The sequence below is a fragment of the Paracoccus sp. TRP genome, from assembly GCF_000185925.1.
Lineage (GTDB): Bacteria > Pseudomonadota > Alphaproteobacteria > Rhodobacterales > Rhodobacteraceae > Paracoccus > Paracoccus kondratievae.
In genome coordinates, this window is sequence record NZ_AEPN01000013.1 from 1 (window position 1) to 22,652 (window position 22,652).

Sequence of the window (22,652 nt, forward strand, 5' to 3'; positions counted from 1 at the left end):
GGCCCGACAGAGGAGAAATGACCATGACCACCGTATTTGACGGCACCCCGAAACTGCGCGGCCTGTCTGGCGACTACGCCCGCGTGACCTGCATCGAGGACCGCGTGTTGCTGCGCTGCGTGGACACGATGGCCGAGGAAGGTGTGACAACCGCCTACACGCCGGATCAGGCGCGCGCTCTGGCTGCGTCGCTGATGGAGGCGGCGGATAAGGCGGAAGGCGGTGAAGCATGACCAGTATCATCACCGCCGCAGAGGCCCGCTCGCTTGATCCGGCTCTGCAAGCCCCTGCCGTGCTGGATCGGCTGGACAAGATGATCCGAGAAGCGGCCTGCAGGGGCGCGAAAGAGCTTCGCGTGCCCCGCGATCTGGTCGAGGCCAGCAGTTACCGCGTCCGGTTCTGGGCATCGGGCGTCAGCGAAGCGTTGAAGGAAGCAGGCTATATCATCACGCCCCGCATCCACAATCTCGAACATATGGACGCCTGGCTCGAAATCTCATGGAGGACCGCATGAGCATCCTCAACGACACCACCCCTCGCCTCACCCGCCACCTTAGCGGCCACCACGCGGTGCAGGGAGAGGCCGAGTATGTCGAGCGGCATGCGCCCGTCACCGCATCCCCCGGCTGGCAGCCGATTGAGACAGCGCCGAGGGATGGGACGGTTTTTCTAGCTCTTGAGGATGGTGAATATTATGGGTGCGCGCGCAGTGAATGCGGAGATTGCTGGGTTGGTTATTGCGGACAGCCCGTGGTTTATACTTTAGAACCAACCCACTGGATGCCGCTTCCCGCCGCCCCCGAAGCCGAGGGAGGCAGCGCTGAGCGTTGAAGCAAAACTGTTGCCCTGCCCGTTCTGTGGGGGGCCGGCGTCTTTCGGGACGGTGAAATACAGCCCGAAGCATGTTCAGGAGCAAGGGTGGAATCAAGACACGTTCCACTTCGTGAGCTGCATCAAGTGCGGTGTGTCGAACTGCGGCATCGTCGGACACGATACGATGATCCTCGCCGCTGAACTCTGGAACCATCGCGAACTGATCGGGCGGCGAGAGGCGGACGCGCCCGTCACCGCGCGGGAGGCGGAGCCGACTGAGGATGAATTGGACGAGGCGTGGAAAGAAGGCTTCAACGCCGGGTTCGGCGAGGCAATGCTGACCAACACCCCGCCCCAGTCAAGCGAGACGGTCGCAGAGGTGACAAACCATGCGCTCGACGCATGCCGCATCATCGACGCGGCAGTGCTGGAAGGACATGACAATACCAGTGACCTGATCTGTCATCTCCTTGAGGCCGTCGAACCGGCCAGAGCCGCCCTGCGCACCCTGTCCAGCACGGGGGAGAAGTGATGGAAGTCCTGTCCGAAAGCAAGCCCATCGCACGGAAGGCTCACACCTGCGACCATTGCTGGTGTGATATTTCCCCCGGTGAGCAATACCATCGCGCGTTTCTGAAAGACGGCGGCGATGTGTGGTCATGGAAATCGCATCTGGATTGCGCCGCGCTCAGCGACTGCATGCACCGGGATCAGGATCTATGCTGGGACGAGGGAATCAACCTGTCCGAAGAATGGTCCAATGATCGCGAGGAAATGCTGCGCTATCGCGATGAGTTTCCAACCGTGATTGCGCGGTTCGAGGCTCGTTCCGCCCGCCGCACCGGACAGGGAGGCCAGCCATGACTGAGCCGATGCGCCTCGCCCTACGCGCCCTGTCCAGCGGGGAGGCCAGCCATGACTGACCCTCGCCTGCCCGTAGCCTGCGCCTCTTGCGGCTGGACCGGAAAGCGCCTGCCCGGAAAGCCCGTGACCTGCCCCAAATGCGGAGAGTGGGCTACGTTCCAGTGGAGGAAGGAGGCATAGGGATGGGGGAAATGCCCAAAATCATGGTGGCCGTTGATTCGGATGCGCTTGCCGAAATCCACGCAAAACTGGATGCGCTTTCGGCCAAGATAGACGCGGTTCGCGTTGCGCCAGTTCCTGAATGGATGCCCGCAGGCGAGTACGCCAAACTGGCGGGCGTAACCAGACGAACCGTAATGAACTGGATCGCGGCGGGCCGCATCGAAAGCAGCCGGCACGGAGCAACCGTGATGGTTCGCGCTAATCCAGGCGCTTAGCAAGATCAGCGGCGGTTTCCCGGTAGTAGACCATGAGCATTTTCAAATCACGGTGGCCAGTGATGCGCGCAAGAGAAAGCACATCGACCTTCTTTGCCAGCTTTCCCGTCCCCGCTGCGCGGCTGTCGTGGAAATTCAACCCCTCAACGCCAGCGCGATCCCGCAACTTGCGCCACAGAACATCGAGCTGCGCAGAGGTCAGGCCGAACACCGGATCTTGCCGAGGCAGAGCTTCAAGAAGAGCCATGGCTGCTTTTGACAGAGGTACATCACGAGGCGAGCCGTTTTTCGTCATCGGCAGGTGCGCCACCCGAGCATCAGTATCGATGCGGTCCCATGTAAGGCCGACGATCTCCCCCGCCCTCATGGCAGTTTCGCAGGCAAAGCGGAAAGCGTGGAAAGCGCGCGCGGTCGCGCGGGTCAGGTCATCACCGGCTGAAATGGCAAGCCTCTCCATTTCGTCGTCTGTGGGCAATCTGGACCGTGCAGGCGGCTTTGTCGGCTTGCGCACGTCAGAGGCGGGATTGTGCGAAATAAGCCCCCACTCTTTTACGCACACGGTCAGCACGGATGAGATCAGCTGCATCTCGCGAATGACCGATGCCGGTGCCACCTCCTTGCTGCGCCGGTCGCGCCAGTCGGCAATATCAGACGCCCGCAAGTCGGCCATCTTCACCTTCGCCAGCGAATCCTTGCGCAGTTTTTCCAGACGGATGATTTCCCATCTGGCACCGCGTTTTTGTGGCGACCTCTCGCGCGCATATCGTTCCATGGCATCGCCAAGGGTCCCCTGCCCCTTGACCTCATCAGCATTGAGAATCAGATACTCTTGGCGCGCAGCCCATTCCTTGGCAGCTGTTTTGGTCGGGAAAACCTTGGATTTTCTGACGCCTTGCCGAGCCACTTCGGCGCGGAAGCTTCCGGAAGGAAGTTTTCTGATGCTCGCCATGCGTAATCCCCTGCGCATTCGTGCGGACGAAATGCGTAATTGGATTGCGCAATGTGGCGGAAATCGCAAGCAAGGGAAGCGGGGAGAAGGTGTTTTTACTGGAAATTTCCTGCTTTTTCGCTTGGGCCAGGAAATCTCAAGAAAGCACTGGTGCGGTCGAGAAGACTCGAACTTCCACTCCGGTTAAGGAACAGCGACCTCAACGCTGCGCGTCTACCAATTCCGCCACGACCGCATCCGTAGCAAGGCGGCTTCTAGACGCTTGCGCGGCAGATGAAAAGAGGCATTTTTCACCCGCCGCAGCTTTATTTCATTCTGCGGCCACTGCCGCCTGCGGGACATAGTTCAGGATCGGCGCCAACCAACGCTCGGCCTCGGAAACCGACATGCCCTTGCGTGCTGCATAGTCCAGAACCTGATCGTGCTCGACCTTGGCAACACCAAAATAATAGGCCTCGGGATGGCCGATATAAAGACCCGAGACCGACGCGCCGGGCCACATCGCCATTGATTCGGTCAGTTCGACCCCCGTTGCAGTCGTCGCATCCAACAGATTGAACAGCGTTACCTTTTCGGTGTGATCGGGCTGGGCCGGATAGCCGGGCGCGGGGCGGATGCCCTTGTACGGTTCGGCAATCAGCTCTTCGGGGGTAAAATTCTCGTCGGCATAGCCCCAGTACTGACGGCGCACCCGTTCATGCATCATCTCGGCCAGAGCCTCGGCAAAGCGGTCGGCCAGGGCCTGCACGATAATCGCCGAGAAATCGTCATGCTCGGCTTTGAAGCGGTCGGCGATCACCTGCTCTTCGCCCCCGGCGGTCACCACGAAACCACCGACATAATCCCGGTGGCCCTCGGGGGCGACGAAATCGGCCAGCGCGACATTCGGGCGGCCGTCACGCTTGGTGACCTGCTGACGCAGCGTGTGCAGCGTCGCCAAAGCCTCACCACGATCCTCGCCCGTATAAAGCCGGATATCATCTCCGACCCGGTTCGCCGGCCAGAAGCCGATGACCGCGCGCGGGTGGAACCATTTCTCGTCGATGATCCGCTTAAGCATCGCCTGAGCATCGCTGAACAGCTGCCGCGCGACCTCACCCTGCTTTTCATCCTCAAGGATGCGCGGGTAGACGCCCTTCAGCTCCCAGGTCTGGAAGAACGGAGTCCAGTCGATATAGCGCGCGATTTCGGCCAGATCGAAATCGTCGATCACCCGGGCGCCCAGGAATTCGGGGGTCCTGGCCTCATAGCCCGTCCAGTCGATCTGCAACGCATTATCGCGCGCGGTCGCCAGCGGCAGACGTTTCTTGTCAGCCTCGGCCCGGGCGTGCTTGTTTGCGACCTCGACATATTCGGCGCGAATGGTTTCGACATAGGCATTCTTCTGACCCGAAAGCAGATTGCCCACGACGCCCACTGCCCGGCTTGCGTCAGTGACATAGACCGCCTGCCCGCGCGCGTATTTCGGATGGATCTTGACCGCCGTATGCACGCGGCTGGTCGTCGCCCCGCCAATCAGCAGCGGAATGTCAAAGCCCTCACGCTCCATTTCAGAGGCGACATGGACCATCTCGTCCAAGGACGGGGTGATCAGACCCGACAGGCCGATGATATCGACCTTTTCAGCCTTGGCGATCTCAAGGATCTTGGTCGCCGGGACCATCACGCCAAGGTCGATGATCTCATAGTTGTTGCAGGCAAGGACGACACCGACAATGTTCTTGCCGATGTCGTGGACGTCACCCTTGACCGTCGCCATCAGCACCTTGCCGGCGCTGCCTGCCCCACCATTGCCGGCCTTTTCGGCCTCCATATAAGGCAGAAGATGCGCCACGGCCTGTTTCATCACCCGCGCCGATTTCACCACCTGCGGCAGGAACATCTTGCCCGAACCGAAAAGATCCCCGACCACGTTCATCCCGGCCATCAGCGGACCTTCGATGACATGCAGGGGACGCTCGGCCTTCTGGCGCGCTTCCTCGGTATCCTCGTCGATATATTCGGTGATGCCGTTGACCAGAGCATGTTCAAGGCGTTTTTCGACCGGCCAGCTGCGCCAGGTCAGATCCTTTTCACGCGCCCTGGCCCCGCCTTCACCGCGGAAGCGTCCGGCGATCTCAAGCATGTTTTCGGTCGCCGTCCCGCCCCTGGCAGGCTTGCGGTTCAGCACCACATCTTCGCAGGCCTCGCGCAGTTCGGCGTCGATCTGATCATAGACCGCAAGCTGACCGGCATTGACGATGCCCATATCCATCCCCGCCTGAATGGCGTGATATAGGAAGACAGCGTGCATCGCCTCGCGCACGGGTTCATTCCCGCGAAAGCTGAACGACAGGTTTGAGACCCCGCCTGACACGTGAACATGCGGCAACTGCTGGGTAATGCGCCGTGCGGCCCCGATAAAATCCAGGCCATAGTTGTCATGCTCTTCGATGCCGGTGGCGACAGCAAAGACGTTGGGGTCAAAAATAATGTCTTCGGGCGGGAAGCCGATCTTGTTGACCAGCAGGTCATAGGCGCGGGAACAGATCTCAACCTTGCGATTCTCGGTATCGGCCTGTCCGGTCTCGTCAAAGGCCATGACCACCACCGCCGCACCATAGCGACGGCATAGCCGGGCATGCTCAAGGAAGCTCTCTTCGCCTTCCTTGAGGCTGATCGAGTTGACGATTGCCTTACCCTGAACGCATTTCAGCCCGGCCTCGATCACCTCCCATTTCGAGCTGTCGATCATCACCGGCACGCGGGCGATATCGGGTTCGGCCGCGATCAGGTTCAGGTAGTCGATCATCGCCTGTTTCGAATCGATCAGGCCCTCGTCCATGTTGACGTCGATGATCTGGGCACCGTTCTCGACCTGATCGCGGGCCACGTCCAGCGCTGCCGCGTAATCGCCATTGGTGATCAGCTTGCGGAAACGTGCCGAGCCGGTGACGTTCGTACGTTCGCCCACGTTGACGAAGGGGATATCGTCCGTCTTGACGAAAGGCTCCAGCCCCGACAGGCGCAGGCGCGGTTCAATCTCGGGGATCGCGCGGGGCGGCAGGTTTTCAACGGCGCGGGCGATGGCCGAGATATGATCGGGGGTCGAGCCGCAGCAGCCGCCAACCACGTTGATCAGACCCTCGCGCGCAAATTCCGCCACTTGCGCCGCCATATCCTCGGGCGATTCGTCGTACTGCCCCATCTCATTCGGCAGACCGGCATTGGGATAGGCACAGATCAGCGTATCGGCGACAGCGGAAAGCTCGGCCAGATGCGGACGCATGGCGGCGGCGCCAAGTGCGCAGTTCAGCCCGATGGTGATCGGCGTGGCGTGGCGGGTCGAATACCAGAAAGCAGTCGGCGTCTGACCCGACAGCGTACGACCGGAAAGGTCGGTGATCGTACCAGAGATCATTACGGGCAGGCGCAGGCCCTTTTCGACAAACACCTCTTCGCAGGCAAAGATTGCGGCCTTGGCGTTCAGCGTGTCAAAAATGGTCTCGATCAGCAAAAGATCGGCGCCTCCCTCGATCAGGCCCCGGACCTGCTGCGCATAAGCGACGCGCAAATCATCAAAGGTCACAGCGCGATAGCCGGGGTTGTTCACGTCCGGGCTGATCGAAGCGGTGCGGTTGGTCGGCCCCAATGCCCCGGCGACCCAACGCCTGCGGCCATCCTCGGCCGTGGCGCGATCCAGCGCCTGCCGGACAAGGCGGGCACCGTGGAGGTTCAGATCATAGACTGCGGCCTCCATCCCATAGTCGGCCTGGGCGATGGTAGTCGAGGAAAAGGTATTGGTCTCGACAATATCCGCGCCTGCCTTGGCATAGCGATAATGGATATCTTCGATCGCCTTGGGCTGGGTCAGGTTCAGAAGGTCGTTATTGCCCTTTTGCGGGTGATCCCCCGGTGCGGGGGGATGGCAGCCACAGCCGCAGCCCGCACCATGGCCGGCAAAGTCATCCTCGCTAAGGCCAAGCTGCTGAATCTGCGTCCCCATCGCACCGTCGAGGATCAGGATGCGTTGGCGCGCCGCAGCGCGCAGTTCCTCAAAAACCGGAGAAAGGGGCAAGGTCATGGTCCAGGTCCGCGCGTTTCATGGAAATGGCTGTATAGCCGTTGATGAAGAGATAGTGAAATTCAACATCCGCACAATGATCTTGCATGGAATTCATGACCCGCCGCGGAAACTACCGGCGCGCCTGCCCTCTTGCGGCAAAGAGCGGCGGGGATTATCTCGCCCCGCATGACCGAATGGATGACCGCCCCCGGCCTGACCGATTATCTTGAAGCCGTGGCCTTCATGGAGGCGCGCGCCGCCGCCATTGCGGCTGGCACGGCGGGGGAACTTGTCTGGCTGGTCGAGCATCCGCCCCTTTACACTGCCGGGACATCGGCTCGGGCGGCCGATCTGCTGAACGCGCGCTTTCCCGTCCATGAAACCGGACGTGGCGGACAATATACTTATCATGGCCCGGGACAACGCGTCGTGTATGTGATGCTGGATCTCAACCGACGGGGCCGCGACGTGCGCGCCTTTGTCAAGGCGCTGGAATCATGGGTCATAGATGCGCTGGCCGAGTTCAACCTCAGGGGCGAGATCCGCGACGGACGCGTCGGCGTCTGGATCGCCCGGCCTGACAAGACACCCCTGCCCGACGGTTCAATGCGCGAGGACAAGATCGCCGCCATCGGTGTCAAACTGCGCAAATGGGTCAGCTTTCACGGCATCTCGATCAATGTCGAACCGGATCTTGACCATTATTCCGGCATCGTGCCCTGCGGCATCTCGGGGCATGGCGTGACCAGTCTGGTGGACATGGGCCTGCCGGTGGGGATGGAGGACCTGGACCTCGCCCTGCGCGCAACCTTCACGCGCCATTTTCCGCCGTTCGAAGGCTGATTTTCGCTCTGCGGCAAATTCACCCTTGCCGGAACTGCGACCTTTTTCCTGTATTCGCTCGCCGTGACGCATGGTAGCCCTGTCATCGGGAGGCGGAGAGGTCCGTTCCCCGATAATAATGATACCCAAGAGGATTGACCGATGAAGATCAGCATCTGTGCCACTCTTGCCGCCATGACCCTTGCCCTGCCCGCCATGGCACAAGACGCGGGTGATCCCGTCAAAGGCCAGAAGGAATTCAACAAGTGCAAGGCCTGCCACATGGTTCAGGCGCCTGATGGCACCAATATCGTCAAAGGCGGCAAAACGGGGCCGAACCTTTATGGCGTGGTCGGGCGCAAAGCTGGCACCGAAGAAGGGTTCAAATACTCGGACGCGCTGATCAAGCTTGGCGAGGCCGGAGAGGTCTGGACCACCGAGGATCTGGCCGCCTATATCACCGACCCCAACAAATATGTTGCGGAAAAAGTCGGCGATGCTGCGCTCAAGACCAAGATGACTTTCAAGTTGGCCAAGAATCAGGCCGATGTGATAGCCTTCCTTGCCGAGAACTCGCCCGAGGCGGGAGCAGAGGGCGAAGCCGGGGCCGCTGCTCCGGCCGAGGCGCAGTAAGCAGATCACACCGCGCCCCTGTTTGCGACAAAACCGCGCAGGGGTGCGACTTTTAGTCCTTTCTCCGCATTGCGAGGGGTGGGATTGTGGTCTAAGAAACAGCCGAGTCCGCTGGCCCTTGGGCCGGCCAGCCGCATGTCTAGGGAGTCTACGCATGGCAGACGCAGCCGTTCACGGCCACGGTGACCATCATGACACCCGCGGGTTTTTCACCCGCTGGTTCATGTCAACAAACCACAAGGATATCGGGATCCTGTACCTGTTCACGGCCGGCATCGTCGGCCTGATCTCGGTCTGCTTCACCGTCTACATGCGGATGGAGCTGCAGCACCCCGGCGTCCAGTACATGTGCCTTGAGGGCGCGCGCTTCATTGCCGACGCCTCGGCCGAATGCACGCCTAACGGGCATCTGTGGAACGTCATGATCACCTATCACGGTGTACTCATGATGTTCTTCGTGGTCATCCCGGCACTGTTTGGCGGCTTTGGCAACTATTTCATGCCGCTGCATATCGGCGCCCCGGACATGGCCTTCCCGCGGCTGAACAACCTGTCCTACTGGATGTATGTCTGCGGTGTGGCGCTTGGCATTGCCTCGCTGCTGGCGCCAGGCGGTTCGGACCAGCTGGGTTCGGGTGTGGGCTGGGTGCTTTACCCACCGCTGTCGACCACCGAGGCCGGCTATTCGATGGATCTGGCAATCTTTGCCGTCCACGTCTCGGGTGCCTCGTCGATCCTTGGCGCGATCAACATCATCACCACCTTCCTGAACATGCGCGCGCCCGGCATGACGCTGTTCAAGGTGCCGCTGTTTGCCTGGTCGGTCTTTATCACTGCCTGGCTGATCCTGCTGTCGCTGCCGGTTCTGGCGGGCGCGATCACCATGCTGCTGATGGATCGCAACTTTGGCACGCATTTCTTTGATCCGGCCGGTGGCGGCGACCCGGTGCTGTATCAGCACATCCTGTGGTTCTTTGGCCACCCCGAGGTCTATATCATCATCCTGCCGGGCTTTGGCATCATCAGCCACGTTATCTCGACCTTCGCGCGCAAGCCGATCTTTGGCTACCTGCCGATGGTGCTGGCCATGGCCGCGATTGGTATCCTGGGCTTCGTCGTCTGGGCGCACCACATGTACACGGCTGGTATGTCGCTGACCCAGCAGGCCTACTTCATGCTGGCGACCATGACGATCGCCGTGCCGACCGGCATCAAGGTCTTTTCGTGGATCGCCACGATGTGGGGCGGCTCGATCGAGTTCAAAACGCCGATGCTCTGGGCCTTTGGCTTCCTGTTCCTGTTCACCGTCGGCGGCGTGACCGGCGTGGTACTGAGCCAGGCTCCTCTGGACCGGGTCTATCACGACACCTACTATGTCGTTGCCCACTTCCACTACGTGATGTCGCTGGGCGCGGTTTACGCAATCTTTGCCGGCATCTATTACTGGATCGGCAAGATGTCGGGCCGTCAGTACCCTGAATGGGCGGGCAAGCTGCACTTCTGGACGATGTTCATCGGTTCGAACCTGATCTTCTTCCCGCAGCACTTTCTGGGCCGTCAGGGCATGCCGCGGCGCTACATCGACTATCCGGTCGAGTTCGCCTACTGGAACAACATCTCGTCGATCGGCGCCTATATCGCCTTCGCCTCGTTCCTGTTCTTCATCGGCGTGGTGTTCTACACCCTCTTCGCCGGCAAGCGCGTGAACGTGCCGAACTACTGGAACGAGTATGCCGATACGCTGGAATGGACCCTGCCCTCGCCGCCTCCGGAGCACACCTTCGAGACGCTGCCCAAGCGCGAGGATTGGGACCACTCCCACGCGCATTAATCGCGCAAGCCAAAGCTATGCCCTATTCATGGCATGAAACGGCCCCGGAGAAATCCGGGGCCGTCTGCTTTCAGCTTGATATCTGGCCGCATCGCTCGCTGCCGCGTCGGGGCTTTGTCTGGGTGATCGGGGTGACCGCAGCCGGTCTGGCCTTTCCCCTGCTTGCAACTGTCGGCTCGGCGGTGCTGTGGGGGCTTTTGCCCTTTGCGGTGCTGGCGCTTTGGGCGCTGTGGCATGCAATCACCCGCAGCTACAGCGCCGCGCATGAGCGGATGATTCTGGACCGCGACCGCCTGATCCTGACCCGCAGAGATCCGGGCCGCAAAGAGCGGGTCTGGCGCACCAACCCCTATTGGGTGCGCACCTCGCTGCGCCATAACGGCCCGGTCGATGATTATCTGGTCCTGACCGATGGCCGGCGCGAGGTCGAGCTGGGCGCGTTCCTGTCCCCCGAAGAACGGGTGGCACTGCGGGACGATCTGGACCGTCACCTTGCCAAGCTGCGCTGAAACGGGAAAGGCCCGGACCTGATGGTCCGGGCCTTCCCAGTGTCCTGGCTGCGGGAGGAGAAATCAGCCGTCGACACGGATACGGGCGTTCTCGGGGTCATAGGGGCTGTCCACCGTGACCTCGGCATCCCACAGTTCGCGCTGCATGCGAACCTTAAGCTTGGTGCCCGGCTCGGCCAGATCGGGACGGACATAGCCCATGCCGATTGACTTGCCGAAAGCGGCCGACCAGCCACCCGAAGTCAGGCGTCCAATCCGCGTGCCGTCCTGCGCATAAAGCGCCTCGCGGCCCCAAGGATCAGCATCGGCAGGTCCATCAATCAGCAGGGTGACGCATTTCGCGCGGATACCTTTGTCCAGCATCGCCTGTTTGCCGTTGAAGTCTTTCTCCAGATCGACAAAGCGATCCAGACCAGCCTCAAGCGGGGTCGCATCGCGGCCCAGTTCGGTACCGAAGGCGCGGTAGGATTTCTCCTGACGCAGCCAGTTCTGGGCGCGGGCACCGACCAGTTTCAGCCCGTGCTTTTCGCCCGCTGCGACCAGCTGATCCCAGAGATAGCGGCCAAATTCGACCGGGTGATGCAGCTCCCATCCCAGTTCGCCGGTATAGGCGACGCGGATGGCACGCACCGGGCACATGCCCAGCTCGATATTGCGCATCGACAGCCAGGGGAACCGCTTGTTGCCCAGGACCGTTTCGGGGTCAGCATCGCGCACCAGTTCCTTGAGAATGGCGCGGCTGTTCGGGCCGGCAAGGGCAAAGACACCCCATTGCGTGGTGATATCCTGCACGATCACCGGACCAAACTGACCTTCCATATCCTCGGCCAGCTTGCGCAGGTTGTCGCCGTCGTAATCTGCCCAGGCCCCGGCCGAAATCAGGTAGTAGTCATCTTCGGCCAGCCGCACGATGGTATATTCGGTGCGGGTAGTCCCGGTTTCAGTCAACGCATAGGTCAGGTTGATGCGACCGACCTTGGGCAGTTTGTTGGTCGTGAACCAGTCAAGGAACGCCGTCGCCCCCTTGCCGTAAACCCGGTGCTTGGCAAAGGCAGATGCGTCGATCAGACCGGCAGTGTTGCGGATCGCCTCGGCCTCTTCCTTGGCATATTGCCACCAGCCGCCACGACGGAAGCTGCGCGCAGCATGGTCATCGAAACCGGCCGGCGCGTAATAGTTCGGGCGCTCCCAGCCATTGACCTGACCGAATTGCGCCCCCGCCTCTTTCTGCCGGTCATAGGCCGGGGCGGTGCGCAGCGGGCGGCAGGCATCGCGCTCTTCGTCCGGGTGGTGCAGGATAAAGACGTGCTCGTAAGCCTCTTCGTTCTTGCGCGCCGCATATTCGGTGGTCATCCACTGGCCAAAGCGGCGGGGATCAAGGCTAGCCATGTCGATCTCGGCCTCGCCCTCGGTCATCATCTGCGCCAGATAATGGCCGGTGCCACCCGCAGCGGTGATGCCAAAGCTGAAACCTTCGGCCAGCCACATGTTGCGCAGACCCGGCGCCGGACCGACCAGCGGGTTGCCGTCGGGCGTATAGCAGATCGGGCCGTTGAAATCGTCCTTGAGACCCACGGTTTCCGAGGTCGGAAGCCGGTGGATCATCGACATGTACTCTTCCTCGATCCGCTCAAGATCCAGCGGGAAAAGGTCGGCGCGGAAGCTTTCCGGCACGTCGTAAAGGAAACGCGCAGGGGCATTACGCTCATAGGGGCCAAGGATCCAGCCGCCGCGTTCCTCGCGCACGTACCATTTGGCATCGGCATCGCGCAGAACCGGATGTTCGGGGTTGCCCTCGGCACGCCATTTCACCAGCGCCGGGTCCGGCTCGGTGACGATATACTGGTGCTCGACCGGGATGGCGGGGATCTTGATCCCAAGCAGGCGGGCGGTGCGCTGCGCGTGGTTGCCCGTCGCAGTCACGACATGCTCGGCGCGGATCTCAAACTGCTCACCCGAGGGGACAAGGTTGCCGCCCTTTTCGATCATCTTTTCGCAGGTCACGATCCATTCATCGCCGGTCCAGCGATAGGCATTGACCTGGATCTTGCGTTCGATGGTGGCGCCGGCCATGCGGGCTGCGCGCGCCATCGCCTGGGTCACGTCAGCGGGGTTGATATAGCCATCGGTCGGATGGAACAGCGCGCCTTTGAGGTCATCGGTCCGAACCAGCGGCCAGCGTTCCTTGATCTGCTGGGGCGTCAGAAACTCATGCTCGATCCCCACCGTCTCGGCAGTGGCGGAATAGAGCATATACTCATCCATCCGCTCTTGCGTCTGCGCCATGCGCAGGTTGCCGCAGCGGGTAAAGCCGGCGTTCAGCCCCGTCTCGGCCTCAAGCCCGGCATAAAGCTTGACCGAATAGTCGTGGATATGGGTTGTCGCGTAACCCATGTTGAACAGCGGCAAAAGCCCCGCAGCATGCCAGGTCGAACCGGCGGTCAGCTCATCACGCTCGACAAGCATCGTCTCCCACCCCGCACGGGCAAGATGCAGCGCGATGCCGCAGCCAACGGCGCCGCCTCCGACCACCAGGGCCTTCACATGGGTTTTCATGGCAAGCGACTCCTCAGTTTCGCGCATGATATTCTCTGAAGATGATTAGAGCCGGAACCGCGCGGCAAGCCGATCTTCTGCGCGACATGTTCTTGCGCAAAAGCGACATGACGAAACAGCACCCCGCCAGACGCAGACGCCCCGGCTAACCGGGGCGCTCTGGTCACAGCATCGAAGGCACCACAAGGTCCGGCGGGCGGTGCCCGTCAGCGAATGTCTTGATATTGATCAGGACTTTCTCACCCATTTCGACCCGCCCTTCGACCGTGGCCGAGCCCATATGCGGCAAAAGAACGACATTCGGCAGCTCGCGCAGCCTCGGGTTGATCTCATGCCCATGTTCGAAAACGTCGAGACCCGCACCAGAGATCTCACCCGCGCGCAGCATGCGGGTCAAAGCGTTCTCGTCGATCACCTCACCGCGCGAAGTGTTGATGACCACCGCCGTCGGCTTAAGCAGCTTCAATCGCCGCGCATTCAGCAGGTGGAAGGTCGAAGGCGTATGCGGTGCGTTCACGCTGACGATGTCCATACGCGCCAGCATCTGGTCCAGGCTTTCCCACCAGGTCGCCTGCAGCTCTGCCTCGACCTCGGGACGCAGGCGGCGGCGGTTGTGGTAATGAACCTGCATGCCAAAGACATTGGCCCGCCGCGCTACGGCCTGACCGATACGTCCCATACCCAGGATACCAAGCCGGCGTCCGCCCAGTCGCCCGCCCAGATGCGCGGTCGGGGACCAGCCCTGCCAGCGCCCGGCCTGCATCTCAGCCAGCCCCTCGGGAATACGGCGGGTCACCGCAAGGATCAGCGCCATGGCCATATCAGCGGTATCCTCGGTCACAACGCCGGGGGTATTGCTGACAAGGATGCCACGCTGACGGGCAGAGTGGACGTCGATATGATCCACGCCTGCGCCAAAGTTGGCGATCAGTTTCAGCCGGTCCCCGGCCTGCGCCAGCATCGCGGCATCGACATGGTCGGTGATCGTCGGCACCAGCACGTCCGAGACCCGCATCGCCGCGACCAGTTCGTCGCGGTCCATCTTGTGGTCATCGGCGTTCAGGGACACGTCGAAAAGCTCGGACATCCGGGTCTCGACCGCCTCTGGCAGGCGACGGGTCACGGTAACTTTAAGGCGCGAGCGGGTCGGATCGGTCGCATGAACGGCTGGCATGGTCGCTCCTCTCTTCCAAAGCCGGGCGGCTTTTGGCAAAGTGCCCGCGATGCGGGGCAGGCACAAGACCCCGAACAAGCAGGACGGGCAGATGAAGCAAGGACAGGCTTGGCTGGGCACCGCGATATTGGCTGCCGGAGCGATTTTTGGAACGGCCGCGCTGGGGCAAACGACCAACCCCGGCGAAAAACTCGACTCCAAAGAGATCGGGGGGCTGTCGGCTGATGCGACAATTAGCCGTAATCAGGACGGAGAGCGCGATCCGAACCGCGGACCGGTCACCAACCTGCCGTTGCCGCGCTATGTCAGCCTGAAAGGGGACGAAGGCAACGCCCGGCGCGGTCCCAGCCTGTCCCATCGCATCGACTGGGTGTTTCGGCATGCCGGGATGCCCCTGCGCGTGGTGGCCGAATTCGGCCAGTGGCGCCGGGTAGAGGATCAGGACGGTGCCGGCGGTTGGGTGCATTATTCGCTGCTGTCGGGGGTGCGCACCGCCATTGTGACCAGGGATATGCTGGATTTGCTGTCCCGCCCCGAGCCACGTGCCAACGTCATCGCACGGGCCGAGGCCGGGGCTATCGTCCGGCTGCATGAATGCAATATCGACTGGTGCCGGGTCTCTGGCGGCGGAGAAAAAGGCTGGGTGCCCAAAACCGCAATCTGGGGCGTCGATGCTGACGAAATCCGCGACTAGGCAGCCCCATCGTCAGCTTTGCGAATCACGACGTGACCCAGTGAGATACGCATCCAGTCAAACCGCGAACGGCGGGGCGTACCGGTGCCAAAATCGGGATGGGTCATGTCCTCGGCACCGCATTCGTCGATCAGTTCTTTGACGAAACCGACCATGCCACGGTCGTGGCCGCCAAAACGCCGCCGCACCAGATTCCAGCGTATCCAGCCCGTCAGCTTGCGCAGCGGATATATTGTCTGCACTGCGCCTGATTTATGCAATCGGTCAAGCAGCCTTTCATGAGGTGAAAGGGCCACAGGCTTGGGGCTATAATGTTTCCCGTCGGGATATTGCGGCCAATATCCGGTACCCCAATCCTCAATAAAGTAAAATCCACCCGGTTTCAGATGATTTTCAAACAGGTGCCAGAAACATATCCGGGCCAATTGCCCGACATGGGCAGCATCATCAATAATGACGTCGAACCCCTTGGGGGCACGTTCGGCCGCGACCCGGTCCAGCAGTGCCTTATCCTGCTGCTCTCCGACATAGCAGCGCACCCGACCGCTTTCAAAATGCGCCGGGCATTGGGTGATGTCGAGCCCGGTAATTTCGGCATTCGGCAACCAGGATTCCCAATATTTCAGCGAATCCCCGCGCGCGACACCCAGTTCCAGAAATTTTAACGGCTGCGTCCGGATGGGACCGATATATTTTTCGTAATTCGAAAGGTAATGCAGCAATCCCAGCTTATCTATCGGGATCTCATCAACGCTTTTCATGCGGGCGGTACCGGGCAACGACATGAATAACCTCCTGCCCGAGGGGTGACCAGTTTCCCTGCTCGGGACCCGGAAATGATAAGGCGTGCCAGTTTTTCCGAGCAACAGGTTTGCACCTGCCCTGACCAAATATACTGCCGGTAAATCTTTATGGGGGAGTGCGGGCGCGCAATTACTCGTAACAATTGAAAAGCCGCCCCGTATAGGGGCGGCCAGCCGAGAGAGAGGGAATCGCAGTTTTACAGCGTCTGCCCGACCAGCGCATCACTGCTGGCCGCTGCCTTGCTGCACTGATGATAGGTCAGGGTCAGCGAATTTTCGGTCAGGCGCAGCACCCCGGGCCGAAGTTGCAGATCGACCACCCGGTTACCGCCCGGCGTGCCATCACAGGACAGGGTTACACGCGTACGGTTCACCTGCTGTTCCGAATTCGCCACCGTGCAGGAAGCACCGGGGAAAATGAATTTGTTGCCATCAATCACCAGGCTCTTGTCGCTGGCAGCATCCCCGCAATTCGATTCAAGCAGGTTATACGTCCCGTTCAGCGCATTATCCTGGGCAATCGGACCCGGGGTTGGCTCGGGGTTAGCCGGAGAGGTCTGGTCGCAGGCGGCGACAAGGCCCAGGCCGGCCATGGCGGCAAGGACAAAAAGCGGTTTGCGAAAAGTCATGGTGGTCTCCCTTGTTGTCAGCTGGTCTTGGCCAGAAGGCCGCGTCCTTTCAACAAAGCGTGAACCCCCGGTTTTCGTTCCCTGAATTTCAACCAAAGTTCATCAGCAGGCAAAGAATCGCCTTTCGAGAGGATCCATTCCTCAAGCCGCGCGGCAATCTCGGGATCAAAGGCATCGCCTTTTTCAAGGAAGGCCTCGAATGCGTCGGCGTCCATCACCTCGGACCACATGTAGCTGTAATAGCCCGACGAATAGCCATCACCGGAAAAGACATGCGCGAAATGGGGCGTGGCATGGCGCATCGGAATGGCTGTGGGTGCACCCAGTTCCGCCAGAACCTCGGCCTGACGTGCCATCGGGTCGGCAGGCGGGGCGCCCCGATGAAAGGCCAGATCGACAAGCGCGCTTTCCAGATACTCAACCGTCGCAAAGCCCTGTTCGGCATTCCCCGCCGCCAGCAGACGGTCACGCAGATCTGGCGGCAGTGGCGCGCCGGTCTGGGCATGGCGCGCATGACGATCCAGAACCTCGGGCTGCTCCAGCCAATGTTCAAACAGCTGGCTTGGCAGTTCGACGAAATCGCGCGCGACCGACGTCCCCGACATCGAAGGCCAGGTCACATCCGACAGGATATGATGCAGCGCATGGCCGAATTCGTGGAAAAGCGTATGCGCATCGTCCCAGGACAGATACGCGGGCTCACCCTCGGCCTCGGGCGGGGTAAAGTTGCAGACATTGACGACGATCGGCCTTTGCCCCTGTCCGATCTTGTGTTGCTGTTGCAGGGCCGAGCACCAAGCCCCCGAGCGTTTGCCGGGCCGCGCGTGGTAATCACCGACAAAGACCGCCATGTGCCGGCCGTCACGCACCACTTCCCACGCCCGCACATCGGGTGACCAAAGAGGCGCACTGATCTCATGCAGCTCGATGCCGAAAAGCCGACGCGCAGTGTCGAAAACCGCGTCCAGCATGGCAGACAGCGTCAGGTAGGGCTTAACCTCAGCTTCATCAAGATCATGCTCGGCCCGCCGCCGACGTCCCGCATAAAAGCGCCAGTCCCAGGGTTCCAGCGCACCGTTGACGCCATCCTCACGCAGCATCTCGGTCAGGCGGGCCGCATCAGCCTCGGCCCGGGTTCGGGCGGCGGTCCAGACCTCGGTCAGCAGCGCCTCGACGTTTTCGGCGCTTCGGGCCATTTCGGGCTCAAGCTTGTAGCTGGCGAAATCCTCATAGCCGAGCAACTGCGCCCGTTCGTGCCGCAGTTGCAAGATCTCGGCAGCGATGGGGCGGTTGTCGGTCGCAGCCCCGCCCGCCCCCTGCCCCGAGCCGCGCGCAGTCCAGGCCCTCCACGCAACCTCGCGCAAGGCGCGATCTTCCGCATATTCCAGAAAGGGTACGATCAGGGACCGGTTAAGCGTCACCACCTGCCCCTGCCGCCCCCGTTCGCGTGCCGCAGCCCGCATGGCACGGATCAGCCAATCAGGCAGGCCAGCCAGATGGTCATCCGCAATCTCCAGCACAAACTCACGCTCATCAACCAGCACATTTTGTGAAAACTCGGTCGAGAGCACGGCCAGCCGTTCGCGGATGGCGGCCATGCGCTTGCGCGCCTCGCCAGTCAGCCCCGCCCCGGCCCGACGCAACCCGCGCAAGGTCAGTTCCGTCAGACGCCGATCCTCGGGGGCAAGAGCATCCGCGTCCTGCATCACCGCCTCGACCCGGTCGAAAAGACGCGGATCCATGCTGACCTTGCTGCCATGCGCGGCCAGACGCGGGGCGATGCGGCGCTGCAAATCTTCGCGCGCAGGGTTGGAGTCGGTACCAACCAGCGTGAAAAAGATCGCGCAGAGCCTGTTCAGCGGCTCTTCTACCGTCTCGAGCGCCGCGATAGTATTGGCAAAGCTTGGCGGAGCGGGGTTCGCGGCGATAGCCTCGACCGCCGCTTCGGCCTCGTTCAGGCAGGCGTCAAAGGCGGGGGCAAAATCCTCGTCGCGGATCAGATCAAAACGCGGCAGGCCCAGCGGGCCGGTCCAATGGGTCAGTTCGGGGTTCATGCGAGCCTCCTGTTCCGGTTGGCCGCGAGTGTTTCAGCCCGCGCGGAAATGTCCAGAGCCGCAGACCGCACAATCATCACGGCGCGAAAGTTTGATCACCCGGTTTTCGCCGTAAAGCCCGTCAAAGATCAGCATCCGCCCACGCGGTGGCTCACCCGCCCCCGCGATCAGCTTGACCGCCTCCAGCGCCATGATGCTGCCGATGATGCCGGGCAAAGGGCCAACAACGCCCGCCTCGGCACAGGCCGGAGCAAGGCCGGAGGCCGGAGCCTGAGGAAAGATGCAGGCCATGCAAGGGGCACCGCGGCGCGGATCCCACAACGTGACCTGCCCCTCCCATTGCGCGATGGCGCCTGCGATCAGCGGCACGCCCGCCGCGACACATGCAGCGTTCACCGCAAGACGCGCGGAAAAACTGTCAGTGCCATCCAGCACCAGATCATGTCCGGCGATCAGCTCCGCATCAGACTCGGTCACGCGGCGGGTCAGGGCGGCCACCTCGATATGCGGGTTCAGGGCCAGCATGGCATCGCGGGCTGCCTCGGCCTTGAAGCGGCCATCATCGGCGCTGCGAAAGATCACTTGCCGTTGCAGGTTCGACAGGCTGACGCGGTCGTCATCAGCAAGGGTGATCCGGCCTACCCCGGCTGCCGCAAGATACAGACAGGCCGGCGCACCCAGGCCGCCCGCACCGACGACCAGCACCCGCGCGCGCTTTAGCGCCGCTTGCCCCGGTCCACCAAGTTCGCGCAAGACGATATGGCGGGCATAACGGTCCAGCTCGGGGCCAGAAAACGGGCCGCCGGAGATGCTTTCCACAGCCGCAGGCTTTTCAGGCAGGGGGATGGCGCGACGATGCAAATGGCGCAGCACCAACCGATAGCCAAGCACCAGCGCCACAACCACACCGCCCAGCACCCAAATACGAATGTCGCCGCCGATCAGTCGGGCAAGTGCGCTTTGAGGCATCAGCGCCAGAACAGCGATGGCAGCCAGCCATAGGGCCGCGACCGCTGCCCAGCCGCGCCGGGCAGGCCAGCCCAACAGACGCCCCGCCACCAGCAGAGCCGCCATGAGAATGAGGATCAGCACGGGCCTCAGGCCCGCCCGGTCGAACCGAAACCGCCCGCGCCGCGCGCCGTCTCGGTCAAAGACCCGGTCAGGACATAACTGGCACGTGTCACCGGAGCGACCACGGCCTGAGCAATCCGCTCGCCATGCTGGATGGCATAGGGCTGCGCGCCAAGATTGATCATGATGACCCCCAGCGGCCCACGATAGTCGCTGTCGATTGTACCGGGGGTGTTCGGCAGGGTCACACCATGCTTAAGCGCAAGGCTTGAACGGGGTCGGATCTGCATCTCGTACCCCTCGGGGATCTGCACACGCAGCCCCGTGGGCACAAGCTTGATCTGGCCGGGTTCAAGCACCAGCTCGGCCCCGCCCAGATCGGCCCGCAGGTCAGCACCCGCAGAGCCGCTGGTCTGGTATTCGGGCAATGGCAGCGCCGGATCGGCACCCGGTTCACGCAGAACCAGAATCGTCACCTCGGCTGCCATCACAAAGCCCCTTATTTCGGCGAGATCATCATGACCATCTGACGCCCTTCCAGCTTGGGCATCGATTCGACCTTGCCTGCCTCGCCGACATGGGCGGCGATCCGGTTCAGAAGCTCAAGCCCGATCTGCTGGTGAGCCATTTCGCGGCCACGGAAACGCAGTGTGATCTTGACCTTGTCGCCTTCGGCCAGAAACTTCATGACCGAGCGCATCTTGACGTCGTAATCATGGGTATCAGTCCCGGGGCGGAACTTGATCTCCTTGATATCTATTGTCTTTTGCTTCTTGCGGGCCTCGGCCTCACGCTTTTGCTGTTCGTATTTGAACTTACCCAGGTCCATGATCTTGCAGACCGGGGGCGTAGCGTTCGGGGAAATCTCGACAAGATCCAGCCCGGCTTCCTGTGCAAGCTCCAGTCCGCGGGCGGGTGGCACGATCCCGACATTCTCGCCGTCGGCGCCGATCAGGCGGATTTCAGCGACTCGGATGCGCTCGTTAACGCGGGGACCAGTATCACGGGTGGGCGGAGCGTTATGCGGTCTGCGGGCTATGGCTGTCTTCCTTTTATTGCCGGGGGGTTCCGGTCGGTTAGATAGCCATCCGCACCCGGATTTTCAACTGGATTCGATAGGCAGGGCAAGGTTTGCGCCTCTCTCTTGCGGGGGTTGACGGGCGGGATGGCTACAGTTGACCGCCAGCCTCGTCCGAATGCTTTTCTCCCCTGCTGCGACATGGCATAGAAAGCTGATCTGCCGCAGTCCTGACGGAGTCCTGCATGAAAAAGTTCCTTGTTCTAATCGTCGTTCTAGCCGCAGCTTCTGGAGGCGTATGGTATTGGCAGCTAAGGAAAACCGCCAGCGAGGCCACCCCACCCGCCGCGACTGAGCCGGCACCGGCGGTGCCCGAGGCCATCACGCCGGCACAGGAAAGCGCCAATGCCGCCGCCGATGCCGCAGCTGACGCCGCAGCGATTGCGGCCGACACAGCCGCCGAGGCCGCCGCCTCGGCCCAGAATACCGCCATCGCCCCGGCCAGCTCTGCCGCCGATCAGGCCCAGGCCGCGGCAGAGGCCGCCATTGCCGCCGCTGATCGCGCCGCAGATGCAGCAGCCGACGCCAATGCTGCTCCCGAACAGGCGGGCGAAGCCGCCGTGGCGGCAGGCACCGCTGCGCGCGAGGCCGCAAGCGCCACCCGTGCAGCCGGCGAAGCCGCAAGCACCGTGGTCGAAATCGACGCCGCCCTGACCCCGGAAGGGTTCGACGCCGCCAAGGTGCGTGCCATCGTTGATGCCTCGACCCTTTCGGCCGAGCGCAAGGCCGAACTGACCGCGCTGATCGACCGCATGGCCGAAAACCCCCAGGCCGCCGCCGAGGTGCTTGAACAGATCAAGGCTGCTCTGCCATGAGCTTTCCCAGCCTAGTCGAGTTCCTGACCCATAACCGCGACCGGCTGATCAAGGGCCCGATCGCGATCCTGCTGATCGAGGATGACGCGGCCGTCACAGAAACCCTTGCCCATCACTTCAAGGCAGGTTTCAGGCTGATCCTTGCGCTTTCGCCCGAACCCCTGCCTCAGAAGCTTATCCCCGAAGAGGCGGCGGCACGCATCGTCAACCTGCGCCACGATTCCCGCCGCAACGACGCCCATGTCACGGCTGTTAACCGAGTGCTTGAAGCCGTGCCGGATGACACCTGGCTTTACTACGGCTACAACGCAGAATTCCTGTTCTATCCCTTTTCGGAAAGCCGCACCGTAGGCGAAATGCTGGCCTTTCACGCCGAGGAACGCCGGCGCGCGATGCTGACCTATGTCATCGACCTCTATGCCCCGGATCTGGAGCGCTTCCCCAATGCCGTCAGCATTGATGAGGCAATGTTCGACCGGACCGGCTATTACGCGCTTGGCCGTCAGGACCGGAATGGTCACCAAAAAGAGCGGCAGCTGGATTTTCATGGCGGGCTACGCTGGCGGTTCGAAGAGCATGTGCCTCCTGACCGCCGTCGCATCGACAGGATCGCACTGTTTCGCAGCCAGCCCAAGCTGCGGCTGTTGCTCGACCACCGCTTTAATGACGAGGAATACAACACCTATTCCTGCCCATGGCACAACAATCTGACCGCTGCCGTCGCCTCGTTCCGGGTGGCCAAGGCGCTGGTCAGGAACCCCGGCTCACGCGAGCATATCCGTTCCTTTCGCTGGCGAAACTCATACCCCTTCCGCTGGAATTCACAGCAGTTGATGGATTTCGGGTTGATGGAGCCCGGACAGTGGTTCTGATCC

Annotated in this window: 23 protein-coding genes and 1 tRNA gene; 13 read left to right on the top strand and 11 right to left on the bottom strand. The window is 61.7% G+C overall.

Annotated elements, in window-relative coordinates; translation table 11 throughout:
• From PARACOCCUSGL_RS20450 to PARACOCCUSGL_RS0109550, 6 genes are all read left to right on the top strand, one after another.
• Positions 1-233 (top strand): hypothetical protein (locus tag PARACOCCUSGL_RS20450; RefSeq protein ID WP_237701506.1); only part of this gene is annotated, 233 nt, incomplete at its 5' end.
• Positions 230-514 carry a hypothetical protein gene (locus PARACOCCUSGL_RS0109530; protein WP_010395712.1) on the top strand — a complete coding sequence of 95 codons (285 nt, stop codon included), beginning with the start codon at positions 230-232 and terminating at the stop codon, positions 512-514. The genes PARACOCCUSGL_RS20450 and PARACOCCUSGL_RS0109530, both read left to right, overlap by 4 nt.
• On the top strand, positions 511-831 hold the full coding sequence (locus PARACOCCUSGL_RS21795) for a DUF551 domain-containing protein (RefSeq protein ID WP_138918324.1): 321 nt from the start codon (positions 511-513) through the stop codon (positions 829-831). Before PARACOCCUSGL_RS0109530 ends, PARACOCCUSGL_RS21795 begins: the two co-directional genes overlap by 4 nt.
• A 10-nt stretch (positions 832-841) precedes the next feature.
• The gene (locus PARACOCCUSGL_RS0109540; protein ID WP_083825828.1) at positions 842-1,345 is read left to right on the top strand and encodes a Lar family restriction alleviation protein; all 504 of its coding nucleotides are present in this window, start codon (positions 842-844) and stop codon (positions 1,343-1,345) included.
• Positions 1,345-1,677 (top strand): hypothetical protein, encoded by a 333-nt coding sequence (locus tag PARACOCCUSGL_RS20460; protein ID WP_010395716.1) that lies wholly within the window; start codon positions 1,345-1,347, stop codon positions 1,675-1,677. The genes PARACOCCUSGL_RS0109540 and PARACOCCUSGL_RS20460 overlap by 1 nt, the downstream gene beginning before the upstream one ends.
• A gap of 191 nt (positions 1,678-1,868) precedes the next feature.
• Complete coding sequence (locus tag PARACOCCUSGL_RS0109550) at positions 1,869-2,114, top strand: helix-turn-helix domain-containing protein (protein WP_138918326.1); 246 nt, start codon at positions 1,869-1,871, stop codon at positions 2,112-2,114.
• Here the strand turns inward: PARACOCCUSGL_RS0109550 and PARACOCCUSGL_RS0109555 are convergent.
• From PARACOCCUSGL_RS0109555 to metH, 3 genes are all read right to left on the bottom strand, one after another.
• Complete coding sequence (locus PARACOCCUSGL_RS0109555) at positions 2,098-3,063, bottom strand: site-specific integrase (protein WP_010395719.1); 966 nt, start codon at positions 3,061-3,063, stop codon at positions 2,098-2,100. The two genes, PARACOCCUSGL_RS0109550 and PARACOCCUSGL_RS0109555, sit on opposite strands and share 17 nt — an antisense overlap.
• 148 nt (positions 3,064-3,211) lie before the next feature.
• Positions 3,212-3,298 (bottom strand) — tRNA-Leu (locus PARACOCCUSGL_RS0109560).
• 75 nt (positions 3,299-3,373) lie between these two features.
• Positions 3,374-7,126 (bottom strand): methionine synthase, encoded by a 3,753-nt coding sequence (gene metH, locus PARACOCCUSGL_RS0109565; RefSeq protein ID WP_010395722.1) that lies wholly within the window; start codon positions 7,124-7,126, stop codon positions 3,374-3,376.
• A 168-nt stretch (positions 7,127-7,294) separates the two neighbouring features.
• On the opposite strand from metH, the gene lipB reads away from it, so the two are divergent.
• The 4 genes from lipB (at position 7,295) to PARACOCCUSGL_RS0109590 (ending at position 10,903) form a co-directional block, all read left to right on the top strand.
• On the top strand, positions 7,295-7,951 hold the full coding sequence (gene lipB, locus PARACOCCUSGL_RS0109575) for a lipoyl(octanoyl) transferase LipB (RefSeq protein WP_010395726.1): 657 nt from the start codon (positions 7,295-7,297) through the stop codon (positions 7,949-7,951).
• A gap of 141 nt (positions 7,952-8,092) precedes the next feature.
• A complete protein-coding gene (locus tag PARACOCCUSGL_RS0109580; RefSeq protein ID WP_010395727.1) occupies positions 8,093-8,563 on the top strand; it encodes a cytochrome c family protein in 471 nt (156 codons plus the stop codon).
• A gap of 154 nt (positions 8,564-8,717) precedes the next feature.
• On the top strand, positions 8,718-10,394 hold the full coding sequence (ctaD, locus tag PARACOCCUSGL_RS0109585; protein WP_010395729.1) for a cytochrome c oxidase subunit I: 1,677 nt from the start codon (positions 8,718-8,720) through the stop codon (positions 10,392-10,394).
• 17 nt (positions 10,395-10,411) lie between these two features.
• Positions 10,412-10,903: a DUF2244 domain-containing protein gene (locus PARACOCCUSGL_RS0109590; RefSeq protein WP_010395731.1), complete on the top strand. Its 492-nt coding sequence runs from the start codon at positions 10,412-10,414 to the stop codon at positions 10,901-10,903.
• 63 nt (positions 10,904-10,966) lie between these two features.
• On the opposite strand, the gene PARACOCCUSGL_RS0109595 is transcribed toward PARACOCCUSGL_RS0109590, so the two are convergent.
• Both PARACOCCUSGL_RS0109595 and PARACOCCUSGL_RS0109600 read right to left on the bottom strand, forming a co-directional pair.
• Positions 10,967-13,459 (bottom strand): FAD-dependent oxidoreductase, encoded by a 2,493-nt coding sequence (locus PARACOCCUSGL_RS0109595; protein ID WP_010395734.1) that lies wholly within the window; start codon positions 13,457-13,459, stop codon positions 10,967-10,969.
• Positions 13,460-13,622: 163 nt separating this feature from the next.
• Positions 13,623-14,633, bottom strand: a complete 1,011-nt coding sequence (locus tag PARACOCCUSGL_RS0109600; protein WP_010395736.1) for a D-glycerate dehydrogenase — start codon at positions 14,631-14,633, stop codon at positions 13,623-13,625.
• On the opposite strand from PARACOCCUSGL_RS0109600, the gene PARACOCCUSGL_RS0109605 reads away from it, so the two are divergent.
• Positions 14,632-15,327: an SH3 domain-containing protein gene (locus PARACOCCUSGL_RS0109605; RefSeq protein ID WP_010395738.1), complete on the top strand. Its 696-nt coding sequence runs from the start codon at positions 14,632-14,634 to the stop codon at positions 15,325-15,327. The two genes, PARACOCCUSGL_RS0109600 and PARACOCCUSGL_RS0109605, sit on opposite strands and share 2 nt — an antisense overlap.
• On the opposite strand, the gene PARACOCCUSGL_RS0109610 is transcribed toward PARACOCCUSGL_RS0109605, so the two are convergent.
• The 6 genes from PARACOCCUSGL_RS0109610 to infC all read right to left on the bottom strand — a co-directional run bounded on the left by PARACOCCUSGL_RS0109610 (position 15,324) and on the right by infC (position 20,923).
• On the bottom strand, positions 15,324-16,112 hold the full coding sequence (locus PARACOCCUSGL_RS0109610; RefSeq protein ID WP_010395741.1) for a hypothetical protein: 789 nt from the start codon (positions 16,110-16,112) through the stop codon (positions 15,324-15,326). The genes PARACOCCUSGL_RS0109605 and PARACOCCUSGL_RS0109610 overlap by 4 nt on opposite strands.
• Before the next feature lie 215 nt (positions 16,113-16,327).
• Positions 16,328-16,759 carry a hypothetical protein gene (locus PARACOCCUSGL_RS0109615; RefSeq protein WP_010395743.1) on the bottom strand — a complete coding sequence of 144 codons (432 nt, stop codon included), beginning with the start codon at positions 16,757-16,759 and terminating at the stop codon, positions 16,328-16,330.
• A gap of 17 nt (positions 16,760-16,776) precedes the next feature.
• Positions 16,777-18,813, bottom strand: coding sequence for a M3 family metallopeptidase (locus tag PARACOCCUSGL_RS0109620; RefSeq protein ID WP_010395745.1), 2,037 nt, complete (start codon positions 18,811-18,813; stop codon positions 16,777-16,779).
• 33 nt (positions 18,814-18,846) lie between these two features.
• Positions 18,847-19,887, bottom strand: a complete 1,041-nt coding sequence (locus tag PARACOCCUSGL_RS0109625; RefSeq protein WP_010395747.1) for a HesA/MoeB/ThiF family protein — start codon at positions 19,885-19,887, stop codon at positions 18,847-18,849.
• Positions 19,888-19,910: 23 nt separating this feature from the next.
• Positions 19,911-20,372, bottom strand: coding sequence for a dUTP diphosphatase (gene dut / locus PARACOCCUSGL_RS0109630; protein ID WP_010395749.1), 462 nt, complete (start codon positions 20,370-20,372; stop codon positions 19,911-19,913).
• A gap of 11 nt (positions 20,373-20,383) precedes the next feature.
• A complete protein-coding gene (infC, locus tag PARACOCCUSGL_RS20465) occupies positions 20,384-20,923 on the bottom strand; it encodes a translation initiation factor IF-3 (protein ID WP_083825829.1) in 540 nt (179 codons plus the stop codon).
• Between the two features lie 224 nt (positions 20,924-21,147).
• On the opposite strand from infC, the gene PARACOCCUSGL_RS21220 reads away from it, so the two are divergent.
• Both PARACOCCUSGL_RS21220 and PARACOCCUSGL_RS0109645 read left to right on the top strand, forming a co-directional pair.
• Entirely contained in the window at positions 21,148-21,777 is a 630-nt protein-coding gene (locus PARACOCCUSGL_RS21220) for a hypothetical protein (RefSeq protein WP_029371947.1), read from the top strand.
• Positions 21,774-22,649, top strand: coding sequence for a glycosyltransferase family 2 protein (locus PARACOCCUSGL_RS0109645; RefSeq protein ID WP_010395755.1), 876 nt, complete (start codon positions 21,774-21,776; stop codon positions 22,647-22,649). The genes PARACOCCUSGL_RS21220 and PARACOCCUSGL_RS0109645 overlap by 4 nt, the downstream gene beginning before the upstream one ends.
• The last annotated feature ends 3 nt before the right edge of the window (positions 22,650-22,652 follow it).